29 protein-coding genes are annotated in these 24,704 nt (G+C 45.8%); 14 read left to right on the top strand and 15 right to left on the bottom strand.

All coding sequences use genetic code 11. The annotated features are described in order from the left end of the window. Nucleotides 1-35 precede the first annotated feature (35 nt). Nucleotides 36-3,623, bottom strand: coding sequence for a dynamin family protein (locus ESP131_RS11675; protein ID WP_069940787.1), 3,588 nt, complete (start codon nt 3,621-3,623; stop codon nt 36-38). 120 nt (nt 3,624-3,743) lie between these two features. Further along, nucleotides 3,744-5,168 carry an NAD(P)H-binding protein gene (locus ESP131_RS11670; protein ID WP_069940786.1) on the bottom strand — a complete coding sequence of 475 codons (1,425 nt, stop codon included), beginning with the start codon at nt 5,166-5,168 and terminating at the stop codon, nt 3,744-3,746. Nucleotides 5,169-5,327: 159 nt separating this feature from the next. Between ESP131_RS11670 and ESP131_RS11665 the strand changes: the two genes are divergently transcribed. Beyond that, nucleotides 5,328-5,717 carry a hypothetical protein gene (locus ESP131_RS11665; protein ID WP_035397030.1) on the top strand — a complete coding sequence of 130 codons (390 nt, stop codon included), beginning with the start codon at nt 5,328-5,330 and terminating at the stop codon, nt 5,715-5,717. A 245-nt stretch (nt 5,718-5,962) separates the two neighbouring features. Beyond that, entirely contained in the window at nt 5,963-7,312 is a 1,350-nt protein-coding gene (locus ESP131_RS11660) for a phenylacetate--CoA ligase family protein (protein WP_047394842.1), read from the top strand. Nucleotides 7,313-7,371: 59 nt separating this feature from the next. Here ESP131_RS11660 and ESP131_RS11655 read toward each other — a convergent pair whose 3' ends face one another. Further along, entirely contained in the window at nt 7,372-8,226 is an 855-nt protein-coding gene (locus ESP131_RS11655) for an AraC family transcriptional regulator (protein WP_069940785.1), read from the bottom strand. 172 nt (nt 8,227-8,398) lie between these two features. Between ESP131_RS11655 and ESP131_RS16950 the strand changes: the two genes are divergently transcribed. The 3 genes from ESP131_RS16950 to ESP131_RS16940 all read left to right on the top strand — a co-directional run bounded on the left by ESP131_RS16950 (nt 8,399) and on the right by ESP131_RS16940 (nt 9,678). Further along, the gene (locus ESP131_RS16950) at nt 8,399-8,911 is read left to right on the top strand and encodes a hypothetical protein (RefSeq protein ID WP_231925628.1); all 513 of its coding nucleotides are present in this window, start codon (nt 8,399-8,401) and stop codon (nt 8,909-8,911) included. Between the two features lie 128 nt (nt 8,912-9,039). Then, on the top strand, nt 9,040-9,186 hold the full coding sequence (locus tag ESP131_RS16945; protein WP_231925627.1) for a hypothetical protein: 147 nt from the start codon (nt 9,040-9,042) through the stop codon (nt 9,184-9,186). Nucleotides 9,187-9,210: 24 nt separating this feature from the next. After that, complete coding sequence (locus ESP131_RS16940) at nt 9,211-9,678, top strand: phenylacetate--CoA ligase family protein (RefSeq protein WP_231925626.1); 468 nt, start codon at nt 9,211-9,213, stop codon at nt 9,676-9,678. 131 nt (nt 9,679-9,809) lie between these two features. On the opposite strand, the gene ESP131_RS11645 is transcribed toward ESP131_RS16940, so the two are convergent. After that, nucleotides 9,810-10,160, bottom strand: a complete 351-nt coding sequence (locus ESP131_RS11645; protein ID WP_069940784.1) for a hypothetical protein — start codon at nt 10,158-10,160, stop codon at nt 9,810-9,812. 109 nt (nt 10,161-10,269) lie between these two features. Between ESP131_RS11645 and ESP131_RS11640 the strand changes: the two genes are divergently transcribed. Together ESP131_RS11640 and ESP131_RS11635 are read left to right on the top strand one after the other, a co-directional pair. Then, the gene (locus tag ESP131_RS11640; protein ID WP_047394836.1) at nt 10,270-11,001 is read left to right on the top strand and encodes a DUF5694 domain-containing protein; all 732 of its coding nucleotides are present in this window, start codon (nt 10,270-10,272) and stop codon (nt 10,999-11,001) included. Beyond that, complete coding sequence (locus tag ESP131_RS11635; protein ID WP_029341896.1) at nt 11,002-11,598, top strand: glyoxalase/bleomycin resistance/dioxygenase family protein; 597 nt, start codon at nt 11,002-11,004, stop codon at nt 11,596-11,598. On the opposite strand, the gene ESP131_RS11630 is transcribed toward ESP131_RS11635, so the two are convergent. After that, nucleotides 11,580-12,503 carry a zinc-dependent alcohol dehydrogenase gene (locus tag ESP131_RS11630; RefSeq protein ID WP_152548186.1) on the bottom strand — a complete coding sequence of 308 codons (924 nt, stop codon included), beginning with the start codon at nt 12,501-12,503 and terminating at the stop codon, nt 11,580-11,582. The two genes, ESP131_RS11635 and ESP131_RS11630, sit on opposite strands and share 19 nt — an antisense overlap. Before the next feature lie 125 nt (nt 12,504-12,628). Between ESP131_RS11630 and ESP131_RS16695 the strand changes: the two genes are divergently transcribed. From ESP131_RS16695 to ESP131_RS11615, 4 genes are read left to right on the top strand one after another with little or no spacing between them, the layout of a single operon-like run. After that, nucleotides 12,629-12,796 (top strand): hypothetical protein, encoded by a 168-nt coding sequence (locus ESP131_RS16695; RefSeq protein WP_156323149.1) that lies wholly within the window; start codon nt 12,629-12,631, stop codon nt 12,794-12,796. Nucleotides 12,797-12,808: 12 nt separating this feature from the next. Further along, nucleotides 12,809-13,222 (top strand): RDD family protein, encoded by a 414-nt coding sequence (locus ESP131_RS11625; RefSeq protein WP_069940783.1) that lies wholly within the window; start codon nt 12,809-12,811, stop codon nt 13,220-13,222. Further along, nucleotides 13,212-13,937: an alpha/beta fold hydrolase gene (locus ESP131_RS11620; RefSeq protein WP_069940782.1), complete on the top strand. Its 726-nt coding sequence runs from the start codon at nt 13,212-13,214 to the stop codon at nt 13,935-13,937. Before ESP131_RS11625 ends, ESP131_RS11620 begins: the two co-directional genes overlap by 11 nt. Continuing rightward, nucleotides 13,909-14,367: an NUDIX hydrolase gene (locus ESP131_RS11615; RefSeq protein ID WP_029341892.1), complete on the top strand. Its 459-nt coding sequence runs from the start codon at nt 13,909-13,911 to the stop codon at nt 14,365-14,367. The genes ESP131_RS11620 and ESP131_RS11615 overlap by 29 nt, the downstream gene beginning before the upstream one ends. 53 nt (nt 14,368-14,420) lie before the next feature. On the opposite strand, the gene ESP131_RS11610 is transcribed toward ESP131_RS11615, so the two are convergent. Further along, complete coding sequence (locus ESP131_RS11610; RefSeq protein ID WP_029341891.1) at nt 14,421-15,164, bottom strand: SDR family oxidoreductase; 744 nt, start codon at nt 15,162-15,164, stop codon at nt 14,421-14,423. 202 nt (nt 15,165-15,366) lie between these two features. Here ESP131_RS11610 and ESP131_RS11605 point away from each other — a divergent pair, with 202 nt between their 5' ends. Beyond that, complete coding sequence (locus ESP131_RS11605; protein WP_029341890.1) at nt 15,367-15,756, top strand: thiol-disulfide oxidoreductase DCC family protein; 390 nt, start codon at nt 15,367-15,369, stop codon at nt 15,754-15,756. A 42-nt stretch (nt 15,757-15,798) separates the two neighbouring features. On the opposite strand, the gene ESP131_RS11600 is transcribed toward ESP131_RS11605, so the two are convergent. The 8 genes from ESP131_RS11600 to ESP131_RS11565 all read right to left on the bottom strand — a co-directional run bounded on the left by ESP131_RS11600 (nt 15,799) and on the right by ESP131_RS11565 (nt 22,781). Then, nucleotides 15,799-16,914, bottom strand: a complete 1,116-nt coding sequence (locus ESP131_RS11600; RefSeq protein ID WP_029341889.1) for a hypothetical protein — start codon at nt 16,912-16,914, stop codon at nt 15,799-15,801. 74 nt (nt 16,915-16,988) lie between these two features. Further along, the gene (locus ESP131_RS11595) at nt 16,989-17,282 is read right to left on the bottom strand and encodes a spore coat protein (protein WP_029341888.1); all 294 of its coding nucleotides are present in this window, start codon (nt 17,280-17,282) and stop codon (nt 16,989-16,991) included. After that, complete coding sequence (locus ESP131_RS11590) at nt 17,275-17,493, bottom strand: hypothetical protein (protein ID WP_029341887.1); 219 nt, start codon at nt 17,491-17,493, stop codon at nt 17,275-17,277. Before ESP131_RS11590 ends, ESP131_RS11595 begins: the two co-directional genes overlap by 8 nt. Before the next feature lie 5 nt (nt 17,494-17,498). After that, entirely contained in the window at nt 17,499-18,380 is an 882-nt protein-coding gene (locus tag ESP131_RS11585) for a manganese catalase (protein ID WP_029341886.1), read from the bottom strand. Between the two features lie 84 nt (nt 18,381-18,464). Then, nucleotides 18,465-19,604: a M14 family metallopeptidase gene (locus ESP131_RS11580; protein WP_029341885.1), complete on the bottom strand. Its 1,140-nt coding sequence runs from the start codon at nt 19,602-19,604 to the stop codon at nt 18,465-18,467. 2 nt (nt 19,605-19,606) lie between these two features. Beyond that, nucleotides 19,607-20,158: a cysteine hydrolase family protein gene (locus ESP131_RS11575; RefSeq protein ID WP_029341884.1), complete on the bottom strand. Its 552-nt coding sequence runs from the start codon at nt 20,156-20,158 to the stop codon at nt 19,607-19,609. Nucleotides 20,159-20,170: 12 nt separating this feature from the next. Continuing rightward, nucleotides 20,171-20,476, bottom strand: coding sequence for a hypothetical protein (locus ESP131_RS11570; RefSeq protein WP_029341883.1), 306 nt, complete (start codon nt 20,474-20,476; stop codon nt 20,171-20,173). Next, nucleotides 20,466-22,781, bottom strand: coding sequence for a sensor histidine kinase (locus ESP131_RS11565; RefSeq protein ID WP_029341882.1), 2,316 nt, complete (start codon nt 22,779-22,781; stop codon nt 20,466-20,468). The genes ESP131_RS11570 and ESP131_RS11565 overlap by 11 nt, the downstream gene beginning before the upstream one ends. A 291-nt stretch (nt 22,782-23,072) precedes the next feature. Here ESP131_RS11565 and ESP131_RS11560 point away from each other — a divergent pair, with 291 nt between their 5' ends. Both ESP131_RS11560 and ESP131_RS11555 read left to right on the top strand, forming a co-directional pair. Continuing rightward, entirely contained in the window at nt 23,073-23,474 is a 402-nt protein-coding gene (locus ESP131_RS11560) for an RrF2 family transcriptional regulator (protein WP_029341881.1), read from the top strand. 328 nt (nt 23,475-23,802) lie between these two features. After that, complete coding sequence (locus ESP131_RS11555; RefSeq protein ID WP_029341880.1) at nt 23,803-24,231, top strand: hypothetical protein; 429 nt, start codon at nt 23,803-23,805, stop codon at nt 24,229-24,231. Between the two features lie 45 nt (nt 24,232-24,276). Here the strand turns inward: ESP131_RS11555 and ESP131_RS11550 are convergent, their stop codons facing one another. Next, nucleotides 24,277-24,660 (bottom strand): VOC family protein, encoded by a 384-nt coding sequence (locus ESP131_RS11550; protein ID WP_231925625.1) that lies wholly within the window; start codon nt 24,658-24,660, stop codon nt 24,277-24,279. Nucleotides 24,661-24,704: the final 44 nt, after the last annotated feature.

The raw sequence follows: 24,704 nt of genomic DNA, 5'->3' as shown, positions 1-24,704 counted from the left end.
TCGCGCTCCGGTCTTTTGTGCTGAACGATCGTATCTCATGAAGTGACATGTTGCGTCAGACTGCGAATCTGCTTAGCTGCTTGTTTATAAGGGGTCAGCGTCTCTTGTGCCTGTAACGTCGCGCGTTCACTCTCAAGTTGCTCGAGTGTTTGACGTAACAGGTGCTCTGAAACGGCTGTCAAAGAAACATCTAGATGTGCCGCCGCGACTGCCAGCAAGCGTTTTTCTTGAGTGGCAGTATACGCGAGTGCTTCTTGTTTGGTTAATGTCGCAAGCTCCTCTTTCAGCTGCTCCTTCTCATTTTTCTCGAAGAAGGCTTTCGCATTCCGGAAGTGACGTTTGACGCCGACATAAGGCGTTGCATCTTCGAATGGACCATCGAACGTCATTTCGTTTAATCGAGAGACCGTGACAGGTGCGAGTTGGAAGGATTCGTTCCATTGCTCTAGCAACTGTTGCTCCTCTTGTTGACGCCGGATCAAGGCCGCTTCGAGCCATTGATCGACACGGAAATGCGTGACCCGGAGCTCTTGTTCAAAATCGAACCGAAGGAACGTCAACAGTTCCGTTAATGCATCCTGTAATGCCGCTCCTTTGCCAGTTTGAGCAAAACGAACAGGATTATAGGATTCCTTGAAAAAGTCGGGGAAACGGTAATAAATGCGTTGTACGACATGATGCAACAGCTCATGGATCTCTGCTTTGAGTGCAGGTTCGATCAAAGCGGCGCGATTGTCTTCGAAACGATCCGTGACCTGCTGTTCTAAAGCAGACAGCTCAGCCAACCGTTCTTCTTTTCGCAACAGATTCGCTTCAGTCGCAGCGATAAATCGTTCGAGTCGCTGGACGGTCTTTTCCGTCTGCTCAGACAACGATACTTTGGCGAGACCGGTCAGATCCTCCGCTAGGAAGTGATGGAATGCCTCTTCGAATTCAGGTAAACCGGAAGTTGAATCCGATCGCTCTTGTTGCTTTTCCGTGAGTCCTTGTAAGCTCGAGACTCCATACAGTCGAGGCGATCGAATCCCGAAGCGTTGCAATTCCGACGCGACATAGTTCAAGACATCTTGACGTTCGCTATCTGACGCAGCAAGATCAATCGCGTTGACGAGGAAGAACATCTTATCGAGTTCGAATGCGTCTTTGACACGACCGAGTTGAATCAAGAATTCACGGTCAGCGCGGGCGAAGGCATGATTGAAGTACGTGACGAATAAGATCGCATCCGCGTTCTTGATGTAATCAAAAGCGACATCAGTATGACGGGCATTGATTGAATCTGCTCCCGGCGTATCAACGAGCGTCACGCCGAGTCGCGTCAACGGGCTATCATAATAGAAATCGATGACATCGACGAAACAGCTTCGTTCTTCCTGCGCGACATACTGTTTAAAAGCTTCTTGATCGACCGTCTGGACGGTACCGATGAAGGATTGAACGGCAGGGAATCCTTTCAAGAAAGCACGCAAGAACGGATCCGTCAGTGACGCGGTACGTGGTAAGAGCGTATCGTATGCTTGTTTCGTTGACTCGAACGTCATCGTTTCGACCATTGCTTCATTTAAGTCCTCAAGCATCGCTGCTTCCGACTTGAACGTGACTTCTGCCACGCCGTGCGGGTGTGCTGCGTCAACAGGGTGAATCCGGTTGATTGATGCCGTCGTCGGATTCGGAGAGACCGGTAGTACCTTATCTCCGAGTAAGGCATTGCAAAACGATGATTTTCCGGCACTGAAGGCACCGAATAAGGCAATCGTGAACGATTGGTGTGTCAGTCGGTCCAATTTGTCATTCAAATAAGCGACGGCATCTTCAAAACCTTGAAGACCATTCAGATGCTGACGGATTTGAGCGACGTCTTCTGGTGCATAACGGACGGCTTGTTGCTCACTGACCGTCGTCGCAAGTTCAAACGCAGTTGTCTCTGTCATCGACTCAAACCCGGTAAAGGAGACGATCGCCGCTTCTTGTTGGATCAATTGCTCCTCCCAGACCGAAACTTGCGTCCGAGCTCGTTCGAGTTGTTGATCAGATGGATCGGCAACACCATGCTCATAACGCTCAAGTGCTACGGTAGCCTGTTGCCATACTTGGACGCTGTTCCATTTGTGCTGTAGTGACGACTGTCGTTGCAATAGTTCAGCTTGCTCTTTCGGGAAAGTCACCGTTAACTCTTGGCGCACATGCTCCCGCCACGCGTTCGTTTCCTTGACGAACCACGCTTGTGTCTGCTCAGCGACACGATTCGTGAACTGGAGCACCGATTCACCGGTAATCGTAATACCCGTCGGCAAGGCACTTTCGAGTACGGAAAGCGGTGGGTCGAGTGAGAGCTGATCGATTGCGACGATATGCATATCCTGCAAGAGACCAAGGTCACGTAACGATTGTTTCATCAAGTTACGTAAATGTAGCGAAATTTCGGAAGCGGTCACCGTCTGATAGGCACGTAGCACGTCTTGCGCGATCTCTGCTTGAGCCGCTTCCGTCTTTTTCGTGCTACGGAATAGTCCAACCTTGAAGTCACGTTGGCGTGACTCAAGAAAACGGCGCATCTTCTCACGTAACTCAAACGGCATCAAGGTCGCATTTTTCAAGAGTTGATCCCGATGCAACGAAAACGTCTGTACCCAACGGTCCGGTTGGCGTGCTTCTAATTGCTGCGAGATGTGGACTAGTTCGGCTTCGATCGTCGCCGGATCGCGTCGTTCAGCGTCACTCAATTGTTCAGTCATCGTCTCGTGGGCTTCTGAAACGAGACGTGTGAGATACCGTGTATGCTCTTGGTGAAGACTTTCAAGTGTCAAAGCGGCAGACGTCAACAACTTCGGTTGAGCGTCGCGAATGCTTTGCTTAACGAGCTGTTCGACTTCCGTAAAATCGTTATGCAAATGATCTGGATTCCTTAGACTCGTAAAGAAGATTCCTTTTGGCACGACACCATGTTCGGCGAAGGATGCATGGACCGAGCGGCGGAATGCGTCGAATGATAATTCATCGTCACGATGTTTATCAATTTGATTGACGATTAAATATAACTCAGGTACGGCAGCTTGTAATTCATCCGTTACCATGAAGTTCAATTCGGATTGGACATGGTTGTAGTCCATGACGTAAAACAAGATGTCTGCTAAGTGAAGTGCGGATTCCGTTGATACACGGTGGGCATCATCGACCGAGTCAACGCCAGGTGTATCCATTAGGACAAGACCAGGTGGCAGCTTGGACGCGGCATGCGTCAAGTCGATTTGTCGGACATCGCCACTCTTCCCAAGCGTTTGAAGATGCTCCTCTTGCTCTTTCGCTGTCAGGCGAACAGACGGTTGTTCGTGAAAGTGAACGATCGCTGAATCCGTGTCACCTTGCTGAAGCGTCACGATGTTCGCACTCGTTGGAATCGGGCTCGTTGGTAAGACCGATTCTCCTGTCAAGGCGTTAATCATGCTCGACTTCCCAGCCGAGAAATGACCAGCAAACGCAATCGTGAACTCTCGTTTTAATAGTTTCATGGCGAATTTATCTAGTTTATCTAAACGAAGTTGATCCGTTGAAGGTTGAATCAATGTGACGAGTGAGGCCGTCGCCTCGAGTTGGTTCGATAATCGTTCCTCAAATGAGCGCATGCGATGAAACCCCTTTCTTTCAGTCACCGTTCAGTGTATCACGATTTTTTCAGTTTCGTCATCCTTCTAAAAGCGACAAAAAACGATCCGCCCGGGAAGAGGCGGATCGTGTGATCGTGATCAAGATGACGGAACGATTTCGTCTGCGCTTGTCGATTCTTGCTCCGTCGAATGAATCCGACGCAACAAGTGTAATTTAAAGAGGTACATCACAAGCAAGTGAACGTTCGCCTGCGTTGCTTTATAGAGTATCCAAGGCAACGCGGGCACGAATTCATGGATGGCGATGATACATTCCTGTGTACCAGGAATTTGCCGGAATTCAATCCGACCACGGCTATCTTGCTCGACTTTCGCGAACAGTCCACCAGTAATCCGGTACGTCGCCATTTGTCGGTCGTGGACTGGTTCCTTCGTCAATTCAAGTAGTGGTTGTTCGTAAAATGGAATGTGGATTCCGACGACTTGATCCTGCACAGTTGACGATAGGAAGGGACGGGCAAACGAAGACAACCAATTCATATAATCATCGGCTGCCCAATCGGCGTCACGATCCTTCGGTAGAAGGACACGTTGGACTGAACGAACGTCTAGGACGTCTGGTGTCGAAGACGACGAGGAGGAAGAGCCTTTTTGTTCTTCTTCCTCTTTTAACGCATCCCGAACCGATTGTTCGAAAGTGATTTTACCGTCACTGATGCCTGGAACCATTTTTTCTGGATCTGCGACCATCTCATGTACCATGCTTTCAACAAGTGGATAGACGGTTTCTTTTGGTTCCCCGGACACGAGCGTCACCCAGAGGCGGGATAATTTAACGGTCAGTAAAGGAATATCGATCGTCGGTTGTCGTTTTCCCATGATATCTGCCGTTTTAAGAATCATCTCTTTGTAAGTCATCGCTTCCGGACCACCGATATCGATTGCCCGGTCTTTCACGTCGTCACGATCAACACTTTCGCCAAGTGCATGAATGACGTCGGGCAAGGCGACTGGGTGCGTTTTGTTGCGCGTCCAGCGGGGGAGTGCCATGACGGGAAGGCGTTTGACGAGCTTCGATAAGATCGGGAACGATGAGCCTTTTGGACCGACGATCAACGCGGCACGGATCGTCGTCACTGGAGTCCCGTATGCACCGAGGACACGTTCGACTTCCAGTCGGCTCTTTAAGTGACGTGATAGGTCTTCTGTTTCCTCAGGGATGATACCACTTAAGTAGATAATCTGGCGGATACCATTTTCTTTTGCGGCACGGGCGAAGTTATCAGCTAACAGCAAATCCATGTTCTCAAACGATCCTTGTGTCAATTTGGCAGAAGGCATCATCGAATGGACGAGATAGACAGCGATGTCCGCTCCTTTCATACCTTCGATCGTATCGTTTAAAGAAAAGAGATCGCACGATCGCCATTCGACGCGTTCCTCATTGTCCTTATCATCACCGTTTCGTGAAAGGGCGATGACGTCATATTTTTTCTTTAATTCATTCAGTAGGTTGTGACCAATGTATCCGGTGGCTCCGGCTAAAGCTAAACGCGTTGGCATGGATGTAAACTCCTCTCTTATATCTGTTGTAATGTACCCCCAATCGAGTCGGTTCAATCGCAAGAGGATATGCTGAGACGATTCAGTTGAATGGAATAGGGAATAGTAACATATGGAAAAGAACCAACAGGAAGTATGAAAACAAAGGGGGCTTCAACCATGCAGACGATACAATTCATGCAAGAGGGACATGAACGACGATTCGATCTGTTGTGGAGACGATTAAAGCCGAAACAACGAGAAGATGCAGCGATGGTCTCGATGCTGTACCTTGCGACAGGACAGCCAGAAGTGCTCGAACGGTTCTCGGATTACTTCTTTCCGGATAGTGGTGAGTTTTTTGATCGTGAATTTCTGGCTGAACCCTATCCGAGTCCAGCGTTAGAAGCAATCATCCACTTGATCGTCCAATTGTATAATGGACGAACGACGATCACGATCATCGAGCTGATTGAACGATTGGATGAGCAACAGATGTCGCTCGTACTCGAAGCGATTAAATTGCGGGCATACGGATGTCAGATGCTACAAAAAGGTGCGAAATCGTAATGCCACTCGTATGAATCCGATTGATGAAGAAACTCCTCTTCATCAATCGGATTTTTTGTGAGGGAAGAAAAGTTGTAAGTTCGAGAATCGGTAAGAAGATGTTCGTGAATCAGAGTTCATTAAAATAAATCGCCATGAAAATAAAAGCTAAGTTTATTCACGAAGAACTAATTGAGATGGGCGGCGACTGGAAATAAGATGAAAGTATCAGTAAAAGGTGGTCTAACTATGGAAGGAGTGACATCATGCAGCTCAAAGAATCGATCTACTTTCACTCACCGATTTTCATCCAAAACTTGTTGACGACTTTACAAGGACGCCGTCTGTTCCACGAACGATACGGTGCAACTTACCAGCAACGCTTACAAGAACTGAAACAGAAGTTAGGACGACCGATTGACGTTCGAGCAGAACAGTTGCATCGATTAAACGACTTCCTTTCTTTTTGCCAAACGCATAGTCCATACTATCAGGAATTGTTTTCTTCTATCAGATTAGAGCTCCCTTTAAAATCGATTGACGAGCTAAAGCAGATTCCCCCTTTAACGAAAGAAATCTTACGGCAACAAAATGAAGACGTCCATGCGCACGTCCATGCCCCGATTCTCGGAAAAACGGGCGGGACGACTGGTAAATCGATTCAAGTGCATTATACAAAGGAAGATATGCAAATCCGGATGGCACACCTCGATTTCTTCAAGTGGACCCATGGAGTCGATCAAGGAATGCGCCGTGCAAGTTTTACCGGTCAAACGCTCGCTTCGCCGCAACAAAAGGCACCGGTCTACTGGCGGACGAACAAAGTCATCAATCAGATGCTGTTCTCGATCAAAAATATCAATCCGAAAACCGCTGCTGCATACATTGAACAACTGAATCGGTTTCAGCCGGAATCGATTGATGGTTTGCCTTCAGGAATGATTGAAGTCGCACGATATGCTAAAAAATATGGGATGACCTGTACGTTCCGACCGAAAGCGATTTTCCCGACGGCAGAGATGATGACAGCAGAAGAACGAGCACTCGTCGAAGACGTCTTCCATGCACCGATCTATGACCAGTATGCGTCTTCAGAAGGGGCACCGATCGTCGCCGAATGTCCGTATGGGAAAAAACATTTACATTATGAGATGGGAATCATTGAACGCGATGAGGATGGAGAAATTCTCGTGACGAGTTTTGATACACACGGGACACCACTCGTCCGTTACCGCGTCGGCGATCGGATGACGCTCAGTCAGGAAACGTGTCCGTGCGGTCATCAAGGTCCAATCATCGCTTCGATTGATGGTCGAGGGAGAAGCTTCATTCAACTCAGAAACGGACATCGTGTTTTTGAAGGGGAGCTCGCGGGAATCGTTCGAGCGTTCCCGAACTGTATCGAACGCGTGCAATACATTCAAGAGACGCGGGACGAGATTGTATTATTGTATGTTCCGGATGAACGATGTTTTGAGAAAGAACATGAGAAAAAACTCTTTTTCGTTCTTGACCGACTGTTTGACGGACAATTGAATGTCGTCATGCGCGCGGTACCCGAAATACCGAAAGAAATCAGTGGCAAAACGTTACTGATTAAACAACAGTATGCATGACGTACAACGTAAAAGGCGAGACCACCGATGATTTCGCCTTTTCGTATGTCCTGAAATTATCAGTCGCGCGGACGCACCGGAATCCAGATGGCAGATTGATAATCGGCGGCAGACGGGTCGCCTGCCGAATACACTTCGAGTTCAGCGTGAGGCAGAGGATCATATCCATGCGATGGGAGCCACTCTTGATAGATACGCTGCCACATCTCTTGAATGGCATGCGGCATCGGACCAACGACCGGAAACGTCGCCCAAAGACTCGCCGGAATCGTCATCGTCTCTTGACCGGGCAGGACTTCCGTTGTCGTTGTCGCGATCCAATAATCCATTGATGCTTCGGTGAAATTGGAGCAGACACCAATCACACCTTCGATCTTTCCATCGTTTTGTTTGAACAAAATCGCGTCTTGACCAGAACGATTCACATCATTCCAAAACAACGGAATCAGTTGCTGTTGGGCGCCATCTTGCGTCGGGAAATGTTTTCGCCATCCTGAAATCTGTAAAGCCGGTCGTTCGATGAGTTGGTAATCCATTTGCTCCAGTCCTTTCAAAGTCACCTGAATACTCAGGCGGTTATAGGCGTGAATCGGACGTCGCTCGTTTCGCATCAACGTCGGCGAACAACCATGCTGACGTTTGAAAGCTTTTGTGAAAGCTTCCGGCGTCTCATAACCAAAACGTAAGGCGAGATCGATGATTTTTTCGTCCGTCTGCGTCAATTGTTGGGCAGCGAGCGTCAGACGTCGCCCGCGGATGTATTCCGGTAAGGTCATCATCGCAAGTAACGAAAACGTCCGTTGTAAAGGATACGTTTGCATCTGCGCCACCCTTGTCAAAACGTTGAGATCGAGCGAATCTTCTAAATGATCTTCGATATAGTCAATGACGCGTTGAATTGATTCGAGCCACATCTTGTCACCTCCTTGTTTTTAGTATAATAGAGCGATGATCGTCTGACCTGTCCAAGGCGATAGTAATTTGTCAGGATGCATGTTCCCTTATTTTTGTCATATTCTTGTCAGGTACATAGGCTATCGTAGAGACATCGAAACCGTTACTTCCCTTGCGAAAGGACGTGATGACATGGGTATCAAAGAGCAGATCTACAATCGCTCTCCTCTATTTCTCCAGCACCTCTTCACAACCCTCTATGGGTATCAATTGCATCGCGAACGTTATGGACCGGCCTATCAAGAACGGTTCCGGATGCTCCTCGAACGAGAACATACGACGATCGACGTCAAAGCGGAACAACTTGATCGTTTAAATGACTTCCTTCACTTCTGTACGGAACACAGTCCCTATTACCATCAGCTCTTCACTTCACATGGCATTCGCCTACCGTTCAAAGACTTATCAGAACTAAAAAACATCCCTGTATTATCAAAAGAAACATTACGAACGAAGATGGCGGAAATTCAAACGGACATTCCTGCACCAATCATAGGGAAAACGGGCGGAACGACAGGCAGCATGTCACTGCAAGTACGATATACGATACCGGATATGCAAATTCGCATGGCCCATCTGGATTATTTCAAGGCGACCCACGGTGTCTACCGTGGCATGCGGCGAATCAGCTCTTGTTCACGGTAAAACGATTGTCTCCACGGACGATGGCAGCGTATCTTGAAGCCATCGAACGTTTTCAACCAGAAACGATCGATGGTCTTCCGTCAGCGATGATTGAGCTCGCCCGGTTCGCGAAGTGAGAAGGGATCCGCTTGACGTGTCAACCGATTGCGATTTTTCCAACGGCTGAACGGATCGATGCGGAAGAGCGCCAAGTCATCGAAGAAGTGTTTCACGGACTAGTTTTTGATCAATATGCATCGTCTGAAGGGGCACCAATCGTTTCGGAATGTCGGTAAGGTCAAAAACATCTGCATCATGAGATGGGGATCATCGAACTCGATACAGACGGGGAGATTCTCGTGACGAGTTTTGATACACATGGGACGCCACTCATTCGCTACCGTGTCGGCGATCGGATGACGCTCAGTCAACGCACCTGTTCGTGCGGTCATCCAGGACCAATCATTGATTCAATTGACGGAAGAGGACGCGCCTTCATCCAAAAACCGGATGGGCAGAAGATTTTTGAGGCGCAACTGTCAAGTCTCGTCAAACACTTACCAAACAGTATCGAACGCATTCAATATGTTCAAATGACGCCGGATAGCGTATCGATTTACTACGTTCCGGACGCAGAGCGGTTCAGTCAATCAGACGAACGACTTCTGATGGAACGGCTATACCGTTTATTCGGTCGTGATATCCATCTCGATGTGCAAGCCGTTTCTTATATCGATGCTGAGGAAAGTGGTAAGATCTTGCTAGTCAAATCAAGCTTAACAGGATAAAAGAAAGGAGACAGATGGCGCCATCTGTCTCCTTTCTAAATTCTTCTCACCATACCTCGTGTAAAAGTACAAAACATCTCCGCTGTTAGTACTTCTAAAGAGGTACCACGTTAAAAGTGTTAAGTACCTCATTAATTCAAATGGTTTTTGATATCTCTTACCTTTTGTAAAAGCCATTTTTTATTTTCTTTGTCTTTTACGATGATAAAATCTTCTGTTCCTTTAACAGAATAGATGGTGGACCCGACTGAAAAAAGATTCGATTGACTGTTCGCTTGGGGCATTTCATATGCTTTTGTTTTCTTTAGTATCGTGCTAATTTTTTCTCCTTGTTGCTTAGATGCATCCAATTCTGTTTCTGTTCCGTTATACTCTTTGTTATTCACAATGACGATCATGGCATAACTAGCTTCGTCCTCTGTACCGGTTTGACTGCATCCGAATAAAAATCCAATGAACACAATGACAAATATCTTTTTCATCGGAACCTCCTTATATGAGTATTTGTTGAATAGGAACGTAAATTCATGATAGGTAAAAGTCGCTTCCCTTACCAAATATAAGGTAAAATCAGGAAAAGGAGGGGGGTAGATGAAACCTCAGATTTTACTGCTAGGCATGTTCCATCTCGATCGCCCGGCCAATGGAGATCTGATTCGTCCGTCGATATTTGATGTCAGATCAGAACGACGGCAACGAGAAATCCAAGAAGTCGTTGCTCGATTGAACGCATTTCGACCGACAGGCGTTGCTCTTGAGACGGTAGCCGAACGCATGAATGATTTGCAACATACATATGAAACCTGTCAATCCGAGAGCGACTTAGCTGATAATGAACGGCAACAAATTGGTTTTCGCTTAGCCCGGATGGCAGGATTAGCACATCTCCATGGGGTCGATTGGAACGAAGTCGTACCTGGCGTACCGGATTTAGGAATTGTCCGTTCACATCATCCGGAAGCCTTTGAGACGATCGTCGCGGCTGAGATGAAGCGGACAGAACAGTTAGAGCACGCGATGGAGCAGTTATCCTTCTCCGAATGGCTCGACCGATTGCACGCTGAAGAAACGATTGCAGCGTCGGCTAGAATCTATGATCAAATCGAACGACTGGAAAGCGGGCGGATTTGGATCGAACGCTACTGGCAAGTCCGCAATCAAAAGATCACAAATCGTTTACTGCAACTCGCTCAGACGAACGAGCGAATCGTCTGTTTGTACGGTGCTGCGCACCTCCCGTTATTACGACAGTACTTGAATGAATCGAACCAAGTCGAAGTGATGACGTGGAACGATTGGAACAACGAAAAGGAGTGTATGTAAATGCTATTTCACTACCATATCTGGACACCACATTTGGAAGAAACAGAAGCCTGGTACACGGCACGCGGGTTTCACGTTTCCCAGCGCATCGGGAAGAAGGACGGAGAATTTTCTTCGTTTAATCCACCTCTGTCATGGAATGATTTTCGAGCGGATCAAATTTTATTCCGAATCATCGAAATGAAACGGGGGGCGGTCAACGTGACGATCGGATTCGGAAAAACGGTTCGCTTCGATCACATCGGATTTTTGATTCAGCCTGGTGACGTGCAAGCGATTCTCGACCGCGCAGAAACGTTATCGTTCACGGTCCAAGCGAACGAGCGTCGGACGTTCTTGCAGACACCATACGGATTACGGATTGAACTGCAAATCCATGAAGATGCGATTGCGGATACTGATGGAACGACACTTGAGCGTCTCGTTCTGGCGACGCCACGAGAAGGATTAGAGGCGGATTTAGCGAAACTGTTCGATCAACCGATGTCACAAATCCAAACCGTCCGCGGAGAGAAGACCGTCTTGCAAGAAGCAGTCTTTTCCGACGTATCGCTAGTAGGTACGGATCCGAACGGTGTTCAGCTCGTCTGCTCATAATCAACGAATACTTTAATCGGGAGATCTGGTGTTTCCATCAAGGCAGCGAAGCAACTGGCGAGCTCCGAAAACGAAGTCTCGTGTTCGAACAAAGCGGGCAATGTCGCGTGACGCTCGTCTGCAAAGAGCCAGTCTGCGTGCTTGCGGTAGTCCCAGCCGTCACTCGATGCAACGATCTGAAGTTCTTTCGCGTGAAAAGCGGGCGTCAACGCCAAGGCTTCCCGGTTGCCGTCCGATAAGACGCAGATTGAACCATGAGGACGGACAGCGGATTGAAGCTCGGCAAAGGCCGCTTGACGTCCGGAACATTCGATGGCGGCGTCATACATACTTGAACCCGGTGTGACAACACGTGCACCTAATTGACGCGCTAACTCCGCTCGGGACGTAAGCGGCTCGATGATATCAATCTGACAAACATCAAAGTAATGCCGTAAGTAATGTACCGTCAGCAAACCGAGCGTACCCATTCCAGAAACTAAGACGCTAGAATCGGGCGTCAATGTCAGCTTTCGGACGCCTTTTGCCGCGTCGCAAGACAGGATCAGAAGTAAAGCTTCACGCGGTGAAATGTGAGCAGGAACCGGGATGACCTTCGATTCAGGAACGATCGCTTGATCTTGATGTCCATAGAAGCTGACGATCCGATCACCCGGCTTGACGATTTGGACCGCGTCACCAACAGCAATCACTTCGCCGTAACTTTCATATCCGGTCTCGAGTGGATAATCATAAACGGTTTCGGTTATATCCTGTTCCAGCCATTGGGGAAGTTCGGCACCAATACTGATGGCACCGGCTAAGGTGCGGACGTGGACGTCATGGATGCCAAGCGGCGGCAGTTCCCGAACAAGATAACTAGGCGTCTTCGACTCAACAAGACAGCAAATTGTTGTAGTGTTCAACATGTAAACCTCATTTCATTGTTGGATTGATTACATATGGATCAAGCATATACCACTTTACTTGTAAAATATAACAATTCGAAACCAGAAATGATGTAGAATAAAAAAGAAGAGGGGGGAATCAAATGGCACCATTATTAATTTTGGCATTGCTCGTGTTCGCATTTTTGACGTTTCGGTATAGTAAGATCCTCGTCCGAAAGGATATCTCTGCCGCAAACAAGCGACTCGCGATCGTCTTTTACCTGATTGCGGTCAGTGGACTCGGCGCTGTCGTCTATTTTAACGTATAAGGAGGACCATTCATGCATTCAACGACCAAACGACGAATCGGTGCGTATATTATCAACCAAGCTGTTTATCTTGGACTTTCCGTCGTCATCGAAAAAACGGTATTACGGCGTGTGAAGTCAGAAGTCGTGCACGCCGTCGTCACACAACCGACGATCAGTTTTCTAGGAGAAGTCGCGCAATTAAAACTTTTGAACGGAAAATCGATTGGTGGTCAGATCTGTGGCATTCAGGTCGAAAGCGAGAACGGATTGCCGTTGACGACAAAACAAATCGTCCGCCGAACAGTCTATCGTGATACGGTCTCGCTATTTAAGATTCGACCGTACTGGAAACCGTTTCTTGAGAACGGACAACGATTACCGGAAGATGACTTCGCGAGAACGATCGTCCGCTTGAGTCAGGAGAAGCTAAAAAATGAAGCTTGATTTTCATGTCCATATCGTCCGATCCTCTCAACCAACAGGAGCCATCCTGCTCTATCATGGTTGGGGTGGGACAGCTGTTTCTTATCTAGCGTTTGCTGAGCAACTCGCTGACGAAGGATACGATGTCTTCATTCCGGAACTCGTTCGACATGATCAACGAGAACCGTTTGATGACCCTTACGATAAAGAAGTAACGACGACCTATTTTTGGACGGTCGTCGAACAATCGATTACGGAAGCGACAGCTATCATCGAACAATCAGGCTGGCATGTTTCAGATGTGATGGCAATCGGCGTCTCGATGGGTGGGTTCATTGCCCATGGAATCATGGCACGTCAGCCGATTAAAGCGCTTGTTGCGATCAATGGGGGCGGTGCCTATCTTGAAGCGGAACGTCAATTCCGCGTTCGTGACGGGCGACCTGCCATCAAACAGGAGGATGTACCATGGAAGCTCGATCCGATCAGTGTGATGGATGAGCGTCCGCGATTGCTCCTGCACGGCGATGCCGATGACATCATTCCACTATCGATCCAGCAGTTTTATCACGGGACAGCTGTTCAAGCAGGTATGGCGCAAACGACCGTATTAGACGTTTTTCCAGGTGTCAACCATACCGTGACCGATGCCATGATCAAGCAACTGATTGCATGGCTGAAGCACGTCAAACTTCAAGGGGCGACAGATGGACTACATACGTTTTCTTCGCAGTAAGGTCGGTCAAGAAAAAGTGATGTTGAACTTTGCGGGTGGCATCGTCTTCGACGAGGAGGGGCGCATTCTTCTTCAAAAACGGCGAGAGCAACAAGCATGGGGCTTTCCCGGCGGCGCACTGGAACTGGGAGAGTCAATTGTCGAAGCCGCACAGCGTGAGATTTTTGAAGAGACCGGTTTTCATGTCACGATTGAACGTTTGAGTGGTGTCTATTCGAAGTACGAAGAGATGTATCCAAACGGGGATGTCGCCCAACCGATCGTCCATTTTTTCGTTTGCCGAATCAATGGGGGGCAATTGACGATTGATTCCGATGAATCACTCGATATTACTTTTTTTGAAAGAGACCAAATGCCAGAACTCTATAGCGAGTTGCATCAAACAGCCTGGAACGATTTTTTGACGGAACTGGGTCCGGTTTTTCGATAACGCAAAAATCCCCCCTGATGTAAAAATCAGGGGGGATTTTATGTTCTCCATGTTCAGCGTTCAAAGCCGCCTTCGGAATGAATGATCTGTCCGGTCACCCAGTCACCGTCAGGACTCACGAGGAATTGGATCAATCGTGCGACGTCTTCTGGCGCACCGATTCGCCCGAATGGAAAACTAGGTTTAAGCGCTGTCCGTGTTGCTTCATCCATCCAAGTCGAGTCTGTCGGACCCGGATTGACCGCATTAACGGTGATGCCAAGCGGTGCTACGGCTGCCGCGTAAGTCTTTGTAAATGTCGACAAGGCACCTTTTGTCGTAGCGTAAGCAATCTCGTCAGGCATCGGACCGAGATCTTGTCCCGATGTCAGTTGAATGATACGACCGGACGTTAGATGTGCTTCAGCGAATCGTTTCGTGAAACGTGTCGCAAGCAACAGCGGTGCCCGGAGATTGACGGCATAGTGTTGATCGAGACTTTTTGCATCAAGCGTTTTCCAATCCGTCATCGTCGAATGGGCAGCGTTGTTGATCAGGATGCTTGGTGTTCCAAAGTCTTCAATGCGTGCGAATAAATCGTCAGCAGCATCTGCTTGACCTAAATCTAGCTCGATCGCAAGGACGCGGGCACCTTGATTTTCGAGTTCGGTCGTAAAACTAGCCGCCCAATCCGCTGTTGCTTTAAAAGAAGTAAAGACCAAGTCATGTCCGGACGAGGCAAGCTGGCGGCAAATGGCAGCTCCGATGTCGCGTGTCTGACTGGCACCGGTCACGATGGCAATCGGTCGTTTCGTCATATGTACGCTCCTTTACATAGATACATTCAAATAAATGAACGGTTCCAAATGTTTACAAAACCAGTATAACGTAAGAAAGACAATGAACAAAAGCGTTATCATGATTTAACATACTGATTAAATGCATGTTTTGACCTAAAGTGTGGTAAAGAAAAAGTGTACGAAATTATTTGTTAAACAGATAGGGAAGGATGAATCAATCATGAAAGCAATCGTCTTATTTGACGGGGAATGTAATCTCTGTGACGCGAGTGTCCAGTTCATCTTAAAGCGAGATCAAGGGTACCATGACTTTGCTTCATTGCAAGGGGAGACGGGGCAAGAACTCGTAAGGCGCCATCATCTCCCGGAAACGATCGACAGTGTCGTTGTGATTGACCGAGGTGTACCGTATATTAAATCCGATGCTGCGTTACGGATTGCCGGTCATTTAAGAGGTGGGTGGCATCTGTTAAGTATACTTCGGATTGTTCCACGTCGACTTCGGGATCGTGTCTATGACTTCGTTGCAAATAATCGCCATCGTTGGTTCGGGCAAAAACAGCAGTGTGCACTGCCGTCTCCGGAGACACGTGCTCGATTTCACGACTAAATATGAAAAGCCGCGACGAATCGGTCGCGGCTTTCTCTCTGTTCATTGATTCATCACATGTAACCAGTGACAACTCGGCAGCGGATCGCCGAGAAAACTTAAACCTAAATCATGGGCTTGGTGAATCGTCTCGAAACAATCGTCCCCTTCATCTAAGTACACTTCATGATGCGGTGATTGGAGATGTGTTCCTGCGATACGCCAAAGATTTGAACGATGTGCCACCTTGATCTCGTAGTCGATGTTAGGTGAGACGACGAGCGGATTACCGACAGAATGGTGGAGTGTATACCGAGTTGGTGATTGATTTGATAAATAGACCCGCTGTGTCGAGGCAACATCTTCTCGATATAACTGATGGCGAGCATCAAAAGAGCGGGTAGGATTTGCTTGTTTTGATAGTTGATGAGTAGTTTCACCACTACATGTCAGGACTTCTGTAAAGGTGCGATACTCTTTAGAAAAAGGCGAATATTGTCGCGCATCGCCTTCAAAATATCGATGCGGAGAAAACGGATTCGGATTCACGAGAATCGGAGGAGCAATGAACGTCAGTACACGTAATCGGTATGAAGAAACCTTCATATGTGAAGCGGATAGTGGATACAAAGAAAAATAGAGCACGAACTGTTCAAATTCTCGTTCCCGGTCTTGTTCTTGTTTTATCTGATTCGTAACGCGGGCGAACTTCTCGATTGTCCGTGCGAACGGCATCGCTTTTCTAGAAATGGGACGTAACACCCGGATTTCGAAACGTGTAAACCGTTCAGGGTCAATCGTTCCTTGCCACTCGGGTATCATAGTTTGACCTAACCGATGTCCATCTTGAAATACCGTATAATGCGATACTTCTGGAATTTCACCCCATAACAGTCGTACAGCATGATCTTGTTGGATCAGGACAGTCATTTTTCGGTTCCAGAACAAATCATCTGTACTTGAAACAAGCGCGGTGACGATGCGTGTCTTCGAATCTGAATCGATCAGTTCGAATGACAAAGGCTCAAATAAAGGAAGTGTCTCCGTTTGATAGCTATTCGAGTTTTGAATGAAACAGGGTCTACCATTTAATAAGAGACGGACGTTACTTGTCCCTTCCCAGGTGAGACAAACGGTTTCTCCACTTTGTTTGATTTGAATGTGATTGATGTCAATCATGAGACTGATCGCTCCTTACACGAATTCTGAAAGAAAACCCCTTCCACTTCAGGATCAGAAGGGAAGGGGGAACGTCATAATAATCCTTTAGCGACTTCTAGTTTTTCTTGATCGTGTTTTAATTGTTTTTTCAAGTCATGCGCGTGATACATATCGTGATCGATCATGTATCCGGCGATCGCAGCGTGAGTCTGAATGGCTTTGTTCAGTTGTTCGGTCAAGACTTTCCGCACATCAGGAGAAGCCGTTTCCGTAATCGCGACAGCATAAGCACGGACAAGTGATTTACTGCTGATCAAGAAGTCTGTCGCAATCAACTCGTCTCGTTTTTTACTGGGACGATTAATGGATTGAAGAGCTTCATTCATGAGAACCGCCTCCTTCATGATCTGCCAATAGCCTTTGTAAATCGTTTAATGCTTGTTCGCTATCTTTGATGTCTTGAGCAATCAATTTTTCAAGCGTCTCATCTTTAACAAAAGAACGAACAGCAACAGCTTTAACGAGACAAGCTTGTTTCATCGTCATGATTTCATGGATTTCGAGTGTTTCATGGATTGCAAGTGGTGATTTAGCCATCGGTCTCACTCCTTATCATGTAACATCCGTTTGACAGTATCTTTAACGTTTTGCATTCCTGTTTTTTCTGCTAGGTCGTGATGAAGTTTGTGTGCTGGTACCTTCATGTTCGGAATGTTTCCTTGCGGTGCAGGATTTTCTAGATGAACGAATTCACCAGTTCCATCTTGTGCTTCCCCTTGAGCCCAGCGACCTTCTTTTGAAGCTGTTCCTTCCGATAGGTCCCAGAACTCATAAGCATGCGGTTGCGCTTCCATTTCGTCTTCTGGTGCAAAAGTAGCCGGCACGACGATTCCGTTTTTTGTCTCAAGTTCTTCGATCGCAGCCATCCATTGATACTGGTGATATCGGTCGCGAGCGAGCATTTTACGGAAGGTAGCACGAACGCCTTCATCTGTCGTCATATGATAGAGGCGGGCGACCTGAAGGCGACCTTGTGATTCAGCATGTAAGTTCGAGCGCATGTCTGCCAATAAGTTACCACTGGCGACGATATAGGATCCGTTCCATGGAATGCCGTTTGCGTTCGATGGCAATCCACCGAGACCGCTGACAAGTAGGTGCTGAGGATTCATTCCCCCGAGAATTGCTGCTGTCGCCGGATCTTTGGCAGCTTCTGCCTGATCATCCGGTGACGCCCCGTCGAGCAATTGAGAAATAAGGGAACACAGCATCTCAACGTGTCCGATTTCTTCCGTCCCGATATCCATCAGCATATCCTTGTACTTTTCTTCGCCTCGGCAATTGAAGCCTTGGAAGAGATATTGCATCATGACCGTCATTTCACCGAATTGTCCACCGAGTACCTCTTGCACGGCCCGAGCAAGTTTTGGATCGGGTCGATCTACCTTGACTTCGAATTGTAATTCCTTTTGATGACGAAACATGAAAAGACCCCCTTTAAGTTTTAAACATATAAAAGTTACACATGTTATATACCTTAATCAGTTTCTTTCAAACCTGTTTTCACCTTATTTTTCGTTATGCTGAAGTGATCGGTTAATTAAAGTGTTGTTTTTAGGTTCATTGACCCACTCGGTGATGTTATTGAAAATGAAGGATGTCTCATTCAAGATGGACTGTCGCCACTGTTTATTTTTAGGAATGTAAAGTGCATCGAACCGCTCTCTAATCCGTCGAGGGGCAACTGCTTGATTGAAAAAGAGACGATTTTCATCAATCGTTGCTTTCAATGTTCGGAGTAGGGCGAAAGGATGTTTTCCAAGCGTCCCACACTCTACGGTTAAACCTAAAAAACCGATATCGCGCTTTTTTGTTTCTTGATACAGATAGTTTAACCATTCCCCTTCAATCGCATAAAACTGTTGATCTCGTGGTTGATCGACAATCGGGTAATGTGTATATCCTTCTACTTCCTTTGCGTGTCTTGGATCATCCGATGACATGACGAGTTGGACTTGCCCCGCTGGTCCATAACCAGTATGACAGTCGAGCATCACGACGTGTCGGTAAGTAGATAGGGTATCGACGAGACGACTTAATACGTCAGAGAAGTAAGCGTCTGGCGTACGTCCGCCATAATAGAATCCGGTCGGATGTTTGAATTGTCCTAGTGTCGCAGCCTTTAAAAACGCATGTGGACCTAGACGAATCAAGTCGTATAAGACATGTAACGTAAACGGCACATAATCCAGACGACGCCCTGAACCTGGTCGTTTTATGAACAAAGACTGTAAGTCATCAAAACCTGGATTACGTAAATCTGCCTTTGAAAAATCGTGAATCGCATTTCGATTTAAATTGAGGTTATGATGTGTTTCTTTACGATGATGTTTCATCCCGTACGCATTAATACCATGGATCAGCAAAACATCGACTTCTCCCGTATTTAGCTGTTTCATATGGTCTGATAAAAATTGAAGTTGCATGGCACTCCCTGCATATCCTTCAATTCCGTGTAACCCACTCGTTAGGATCAATAATGTTGAATTGTTACCGGATTGCCCATGCCACCAATCGGAACAAAGCGATCCTTGTTGTTTGAGTGATTCATGAATAAGTTTCGGATAATACCGAGAGAGCATTTCCTTCGAAGTCTCATTGAAACGTTGGCGTGCTGTTTCATACGTACCAGAAAAATAATGCAACATCGTTATTCCCCCTTCATCAAACTTAAACTTGAAGAGCAATCAAGAGATAATGTCGAACTGAGAATTTCTAAAGCATGATCTTTTGCAACGGCGGTTTCTGCTGCCGTACAGTCTTCAGGAACATGAATAGCATATTCTCGCATGTAAGCGTCGTTTGCAGTAAATAAGATACACATATCTGTCGTTAGACCGGTGATGATAAGACGTGAGACTTCCAAATGCTTCAATAAAATATCAAGTTGGGTCCCGAAAAAGCCTGAATGTTTTGGCTTGATGATGAAGTAATCGTTCTCTTCTGGGTGCATTGTTTCGATGAGTACATCGCCAAGACCACCGCGGCACTCATCAATGATTTGGTTAACATTCTCTTGCCACAGACCAAAATTATCATTGACATAAATCACTGGGATATTTTGACGTTTACAATGTTGTTTTAATTTTGAGAGTGGTTCGAGGACAGGGAGCGTCTGTTGCAATAACTGCTCAGCTCCTTCGAAATCCATCTTATTGATGACATCGATGATCAACAATGCTGTATTTTCTTGAACAGTCATGGCGGACTCCTCTCATAAAAAGGTGACTAAATAATGATACGGCGAATAAAGCTGGGCTTTAGAGATAAAAATCTCCGAAGGGGAGGCTGATTCACGGGCTCCCCGGACATCAATTAAACAACGATAAATGAGTGATTCCAACTCTGCGATGAAATCAGGATATTGATACAAGGCATCCTCCATCCGTCTTTTACGGTGATCTTCCATCAAGACGATGCAGGGATTGGTCTCTTTTAAGGGTATTGCACTGAAGACAGTTTTTTGCTGTTTAAAATCTTGATTTAAACAGCGAACGATTTGATTTAAATCAGCTTCCACTTTCTTCACTTCCTAGTTGTAGATTATTCATACTGTTCTTATACATGTTATTGGTTGTGTTCCACTCTTCATCACGAGGTAAACGGATAAAAAAGTCGGATCCTTTTTCGATTTCTGAATGAACGGTGATCCGTCCGCCGTGCGCTTCAATGATTTCCTTACAAATCGGTAAACCGAGACCTGTTCCTTGAACTTGGAGATGATCTTCATGTTCGACGCGGTAATATGGATCAAACAGATGGGGAAGATCTTTTTTGGGAATACCATACCCGTCATCGCTAATGGTGATGACGATTTCAGCTTCACAGCACGCTAACGAGACCTGAATGTTCGAACCGGCTGAAGAGTACTTTATTGCATTATTCAGGAGGTTTAATAAGACTCTCCGGATTTTTTCTGGATCAGCCGTGATCAGGCAAGGACCATCGCTTTCGATTTGTATATGATGCGTCGATGTCGTGACGTTCAACCATTCCGTTAACTCAATGAGCATATGTTCGATGCAAAATGATTCTAACTGATATGATTCTTTTTGATGACTGAGTCGCTGATAATCAAGGAATTCGGTTAACAGTTGACTAAGTCGCTGTGTCTCACTCCGCATCGTCTCTAGATATTTGCGCTGTTTTGAAGGAGACAACGTCCGATGTAACATCAGTTCGCTAAACCCTTCAATGGACGCAAGCGGCGTTCGTAGCTCATGAGATAAAACCGAAATGAAATTTTGCTCCCTTTTGGCATAATTGACTTCAACCGTACGTTCACGAAAAACAAATAAAATCCCTTGTCGATCGGACAAAAATTCTGTATAAAGTCTTACATGACGATCGTCTGACATTGAAAAATCCTGAGCAGGAACGACTGTTGCGTGCTCAAAGCCTGCTTTGATTTGTTCGACATAGGCATATAACGCATCTGTTTCGAGAATCAACGGTTCGAAAGTTTCGATGACGAATGCTAAGTTTTCGGATTGTTTTTCAGAAGGTGACCAGTTCGGGAACAATTGATGGAACATGTGATTCGTAAAGATATTTGTGTTCGTCACATCGACGAACAATATAGCTTCTCGAAGACCATTTAAGATACGTTGAATTAATTGATGATGATCTTTTATACGGATATCATCAAGCAACCGCATCAATCCGATATTTAATAAATGTGTCGTTTTCTGAAGTGCGATTGTCTCGGTGAAACGATGATGAAATTGTAACGTCAATGTACCAATGAATTTTGACGGACTGTGTAAAGGGAGAGCACACAACGTCGATTGTTCCTTCTCGATTAGATGGAGCGATGTATCTAACTCAGTCTTCGCTTCTAACTCTAGCCGCTCTTGGTCAAATGTCGGTTCGTCTGATAAGGCGATATGTACAGGTTCAAAACTTTCCGACTGTGGTGAAAAATGGATATGCGTCGCCCGAAAATGACTACCGATTGCTTGTAGCCAAGTGTGAAGACCTGACATTGATTGATGGCGTAAAATTTGAGTAGCTAACTGGTTTTGAAATTGAAGTTGTCGCTCAATTATTTTTTGTTGATAGAAAGACTCTTGAAGTTGTGAATTAACAGCTTGCGTTTGCTGATGTTCAAATGCGAGCAATGTCGTCATTTGTTGCATCGATCGCCCAAGTGAACCAATCTCATCGTGGCGGTTCTGGAAATCATGATGTTCCAATCGATCAGGTTGTTTCGTTTGATCGACGAGATCGAGTAAGTCCGTTCGAAAAGACCGCACAAGTCGTAAAATCAAGTAACTGAGAAGGCAAAAAGCGATGATCATCACACCAAAAGCATAACGTAAAACTTCAACGGTTCTTTGTTGTAGTGACTGTTGCGCTTTTCGCTCTTCATCATGAATCAATCGAAAATAGTCATTGATAGAGGAGTCAGATTGTTGAACCAGCTTTTGATTATCCGTGAGTACTTGCAACGTGAGTTCCAGTTCCAAAAATCTCGCAAATTGAACGAGTTGATGTATAAAGCGTTCGTCCGCTGGATTTGAGTAGCGTTGATTAAATGATTGAACCTGTCGTTGAAAACGTTCCAACCGCTGCTTGACCTGCTTGAGATCAGATTGATCATTAAAGTCAACTTGTTGAATTTGAAGATTTACTTGCTGTGCTTCATTCCAAAGCGTACGAGCTTTCGTTTTTTGTAGTGTTATTTCTTGAGATGAAGCACGGTGTTGCTCGAGTTCTTTTTGAGAAAAGTAAAAGGTTAGGGCGCCAATGCTTGCAAAAATCAAGAAATTTGAGAGTAACAAGATATAAAATCGATGAAACATACTTGATGAGAGCCACTTCATGACTAGACCTCTTTCTAAAAAGATATAGAAACAAACTCTAAAAATACATGTTTAAAGAAATCTTATCATAGACATTCAATAATCTGCATGATTTGATTCATCGATCCAAATATCATTTTGCCTCTTTCCGAAAAAATCCCTAGATTTTGACACTTCATATCCTTTAAGATAAACGATATACATATGTGCAAAATCACTCGAAGTGACACTTTAAACCATACTATTGATTGTGAAAATGAGTGAGCTTCTGTACTATGTTTATATAAAGGAAAGAAAAAGAAGGTGAAATGGATGAAGATGACTCGCTCTACGGACTATGCCATTCGTGTGCTTATTTTCGCAGCGTCGCATCCGACTCGGCTCGTACAAATTCAGGAAGTGGCAACCCATTATGATATTTCTAAAAATCATTTGATGAAGATTGTCCATTCATTGAGCAAGTTTGGTCTCATCATTTCCGTACAAGGTCGTAATGGTGGATTCAAATTAGCAAAATCCCCAGAGACGATTACGTTAGGAGAAATTGTTCATTTATTTGAAGAAGTCTCCTATCTTGAAAATGTGACAGTTCCAAATAAAAATGGTAGTTTGCAAAACACACGACAAGCGTTCGATCAAGCATTCATGTCCTTTACGGATGCGTTGCAGGCATACACGTTACAAGATTTAATCGCGCCAACGATGATCGATTGAAGGAAGAGTCAGAGTGGGATCAACGAGCTCTGACTCTTTATCCGTGTACATAATCTAGTCATTCAGATTTTTATCACATGATGATGGTAATTATGATTAAAACTAGTATCTTTTATGTTACTATAAACAAGATTCGGACGCTAATCGAATCTTAATTTTGAAACAAAAACATGTACACTTTGTACTTGTTTTTGTGGTATAACTTTACAGGGAGGAGGGGATATTTCCAATTCACCTGATTGATTTTTATACAGGACTCTTACTGTCCATTCAGATAAAGGATTAAAGGCATTCGTTCATTGATCCACGTAAAAGGGAGGGTTTCGGTATGTCCGAAATGACCATCGAAATGTTCGTTCACTTCATTCAACACCTAGTGCATTCTCCACGATTCGTCGTCCAGCGTCAGCATGAACATGAGGACGCCTACACGTTCGAAATTCGTGAGTTGAATCTATCACGTGTCTCAAAAGCCGTATTGCTTCATAAGACAGTTGATCTTCTCCATGAAAAGACGTCAGAAGATACACGCGAAACGTTGACGAACGAACTGGTCACTCTATCACGAAAGACGTTAATGAAGTCAGATACGATTGCGATGCTTGAAGTGCAATCCACGATACATGACTCACTGCATCTTACATTTTCACAGAACAAGAAGATCTGGTTTTCAGGTATTTTAGACACGGAAGAGGCAATCAATCGATTCACAGAACGTTTTCAAAGCGTCATAAATGACGATCGAACGTCTTATTAAACAAAGCAGGTCGAGCCCATATTAGTGGTTCGACCTGCTTTTGTCTTACCCTGTACAGAGCATCAAGACGTTACCGTCAGGATCCGAAAACGTAAAGTAAGCAAAGTCATCGAAACGTTCGATGTCTCGAATGATGGGTGCGTGTAGTGACCGCACAAACTGATAGGATGCATCGATGTCCGTCGTATAAAAATTAAACAAGGCATGGGGAGAAGGGTGATGTCGGTACGTTGCGTCATTCGTATGATCATCGAGCGTCAAACTCGTTGGACCCTCAAGTGGAAGATTGTAGACAGGTGACGAGACGCGCGAAGCATCAAACGGCAGCTGCAGTAACTGGTGATACCAAGCGGCGGCACGTTTCACATCCTGAACATGCAAAAAAACAGCGTTCAAGCGGGGCGTAATGAGGTGGGTCGAAATTGACATCAGAATCTCCTCCTTTGTTTTCATACATGTTCCTTTCGATAACC

It is taken from the genome of Exiguobacterium sp. U13-1 (assembly GCF_001750115.1).
In the GTDB taxonomy this organism is placed as follows: domain Bacteria; phylum Bacillota; class Bacilli; order Exiguobacteriales; family Exiguobacteriaceae; genus Exiguobacterium_A; species Exiguobacterium_A acetylicum.
Note: the sequence above shows the minus strand (reverse complement) of the source record. Positions and strands in the feature narration are given on the sequence as shown.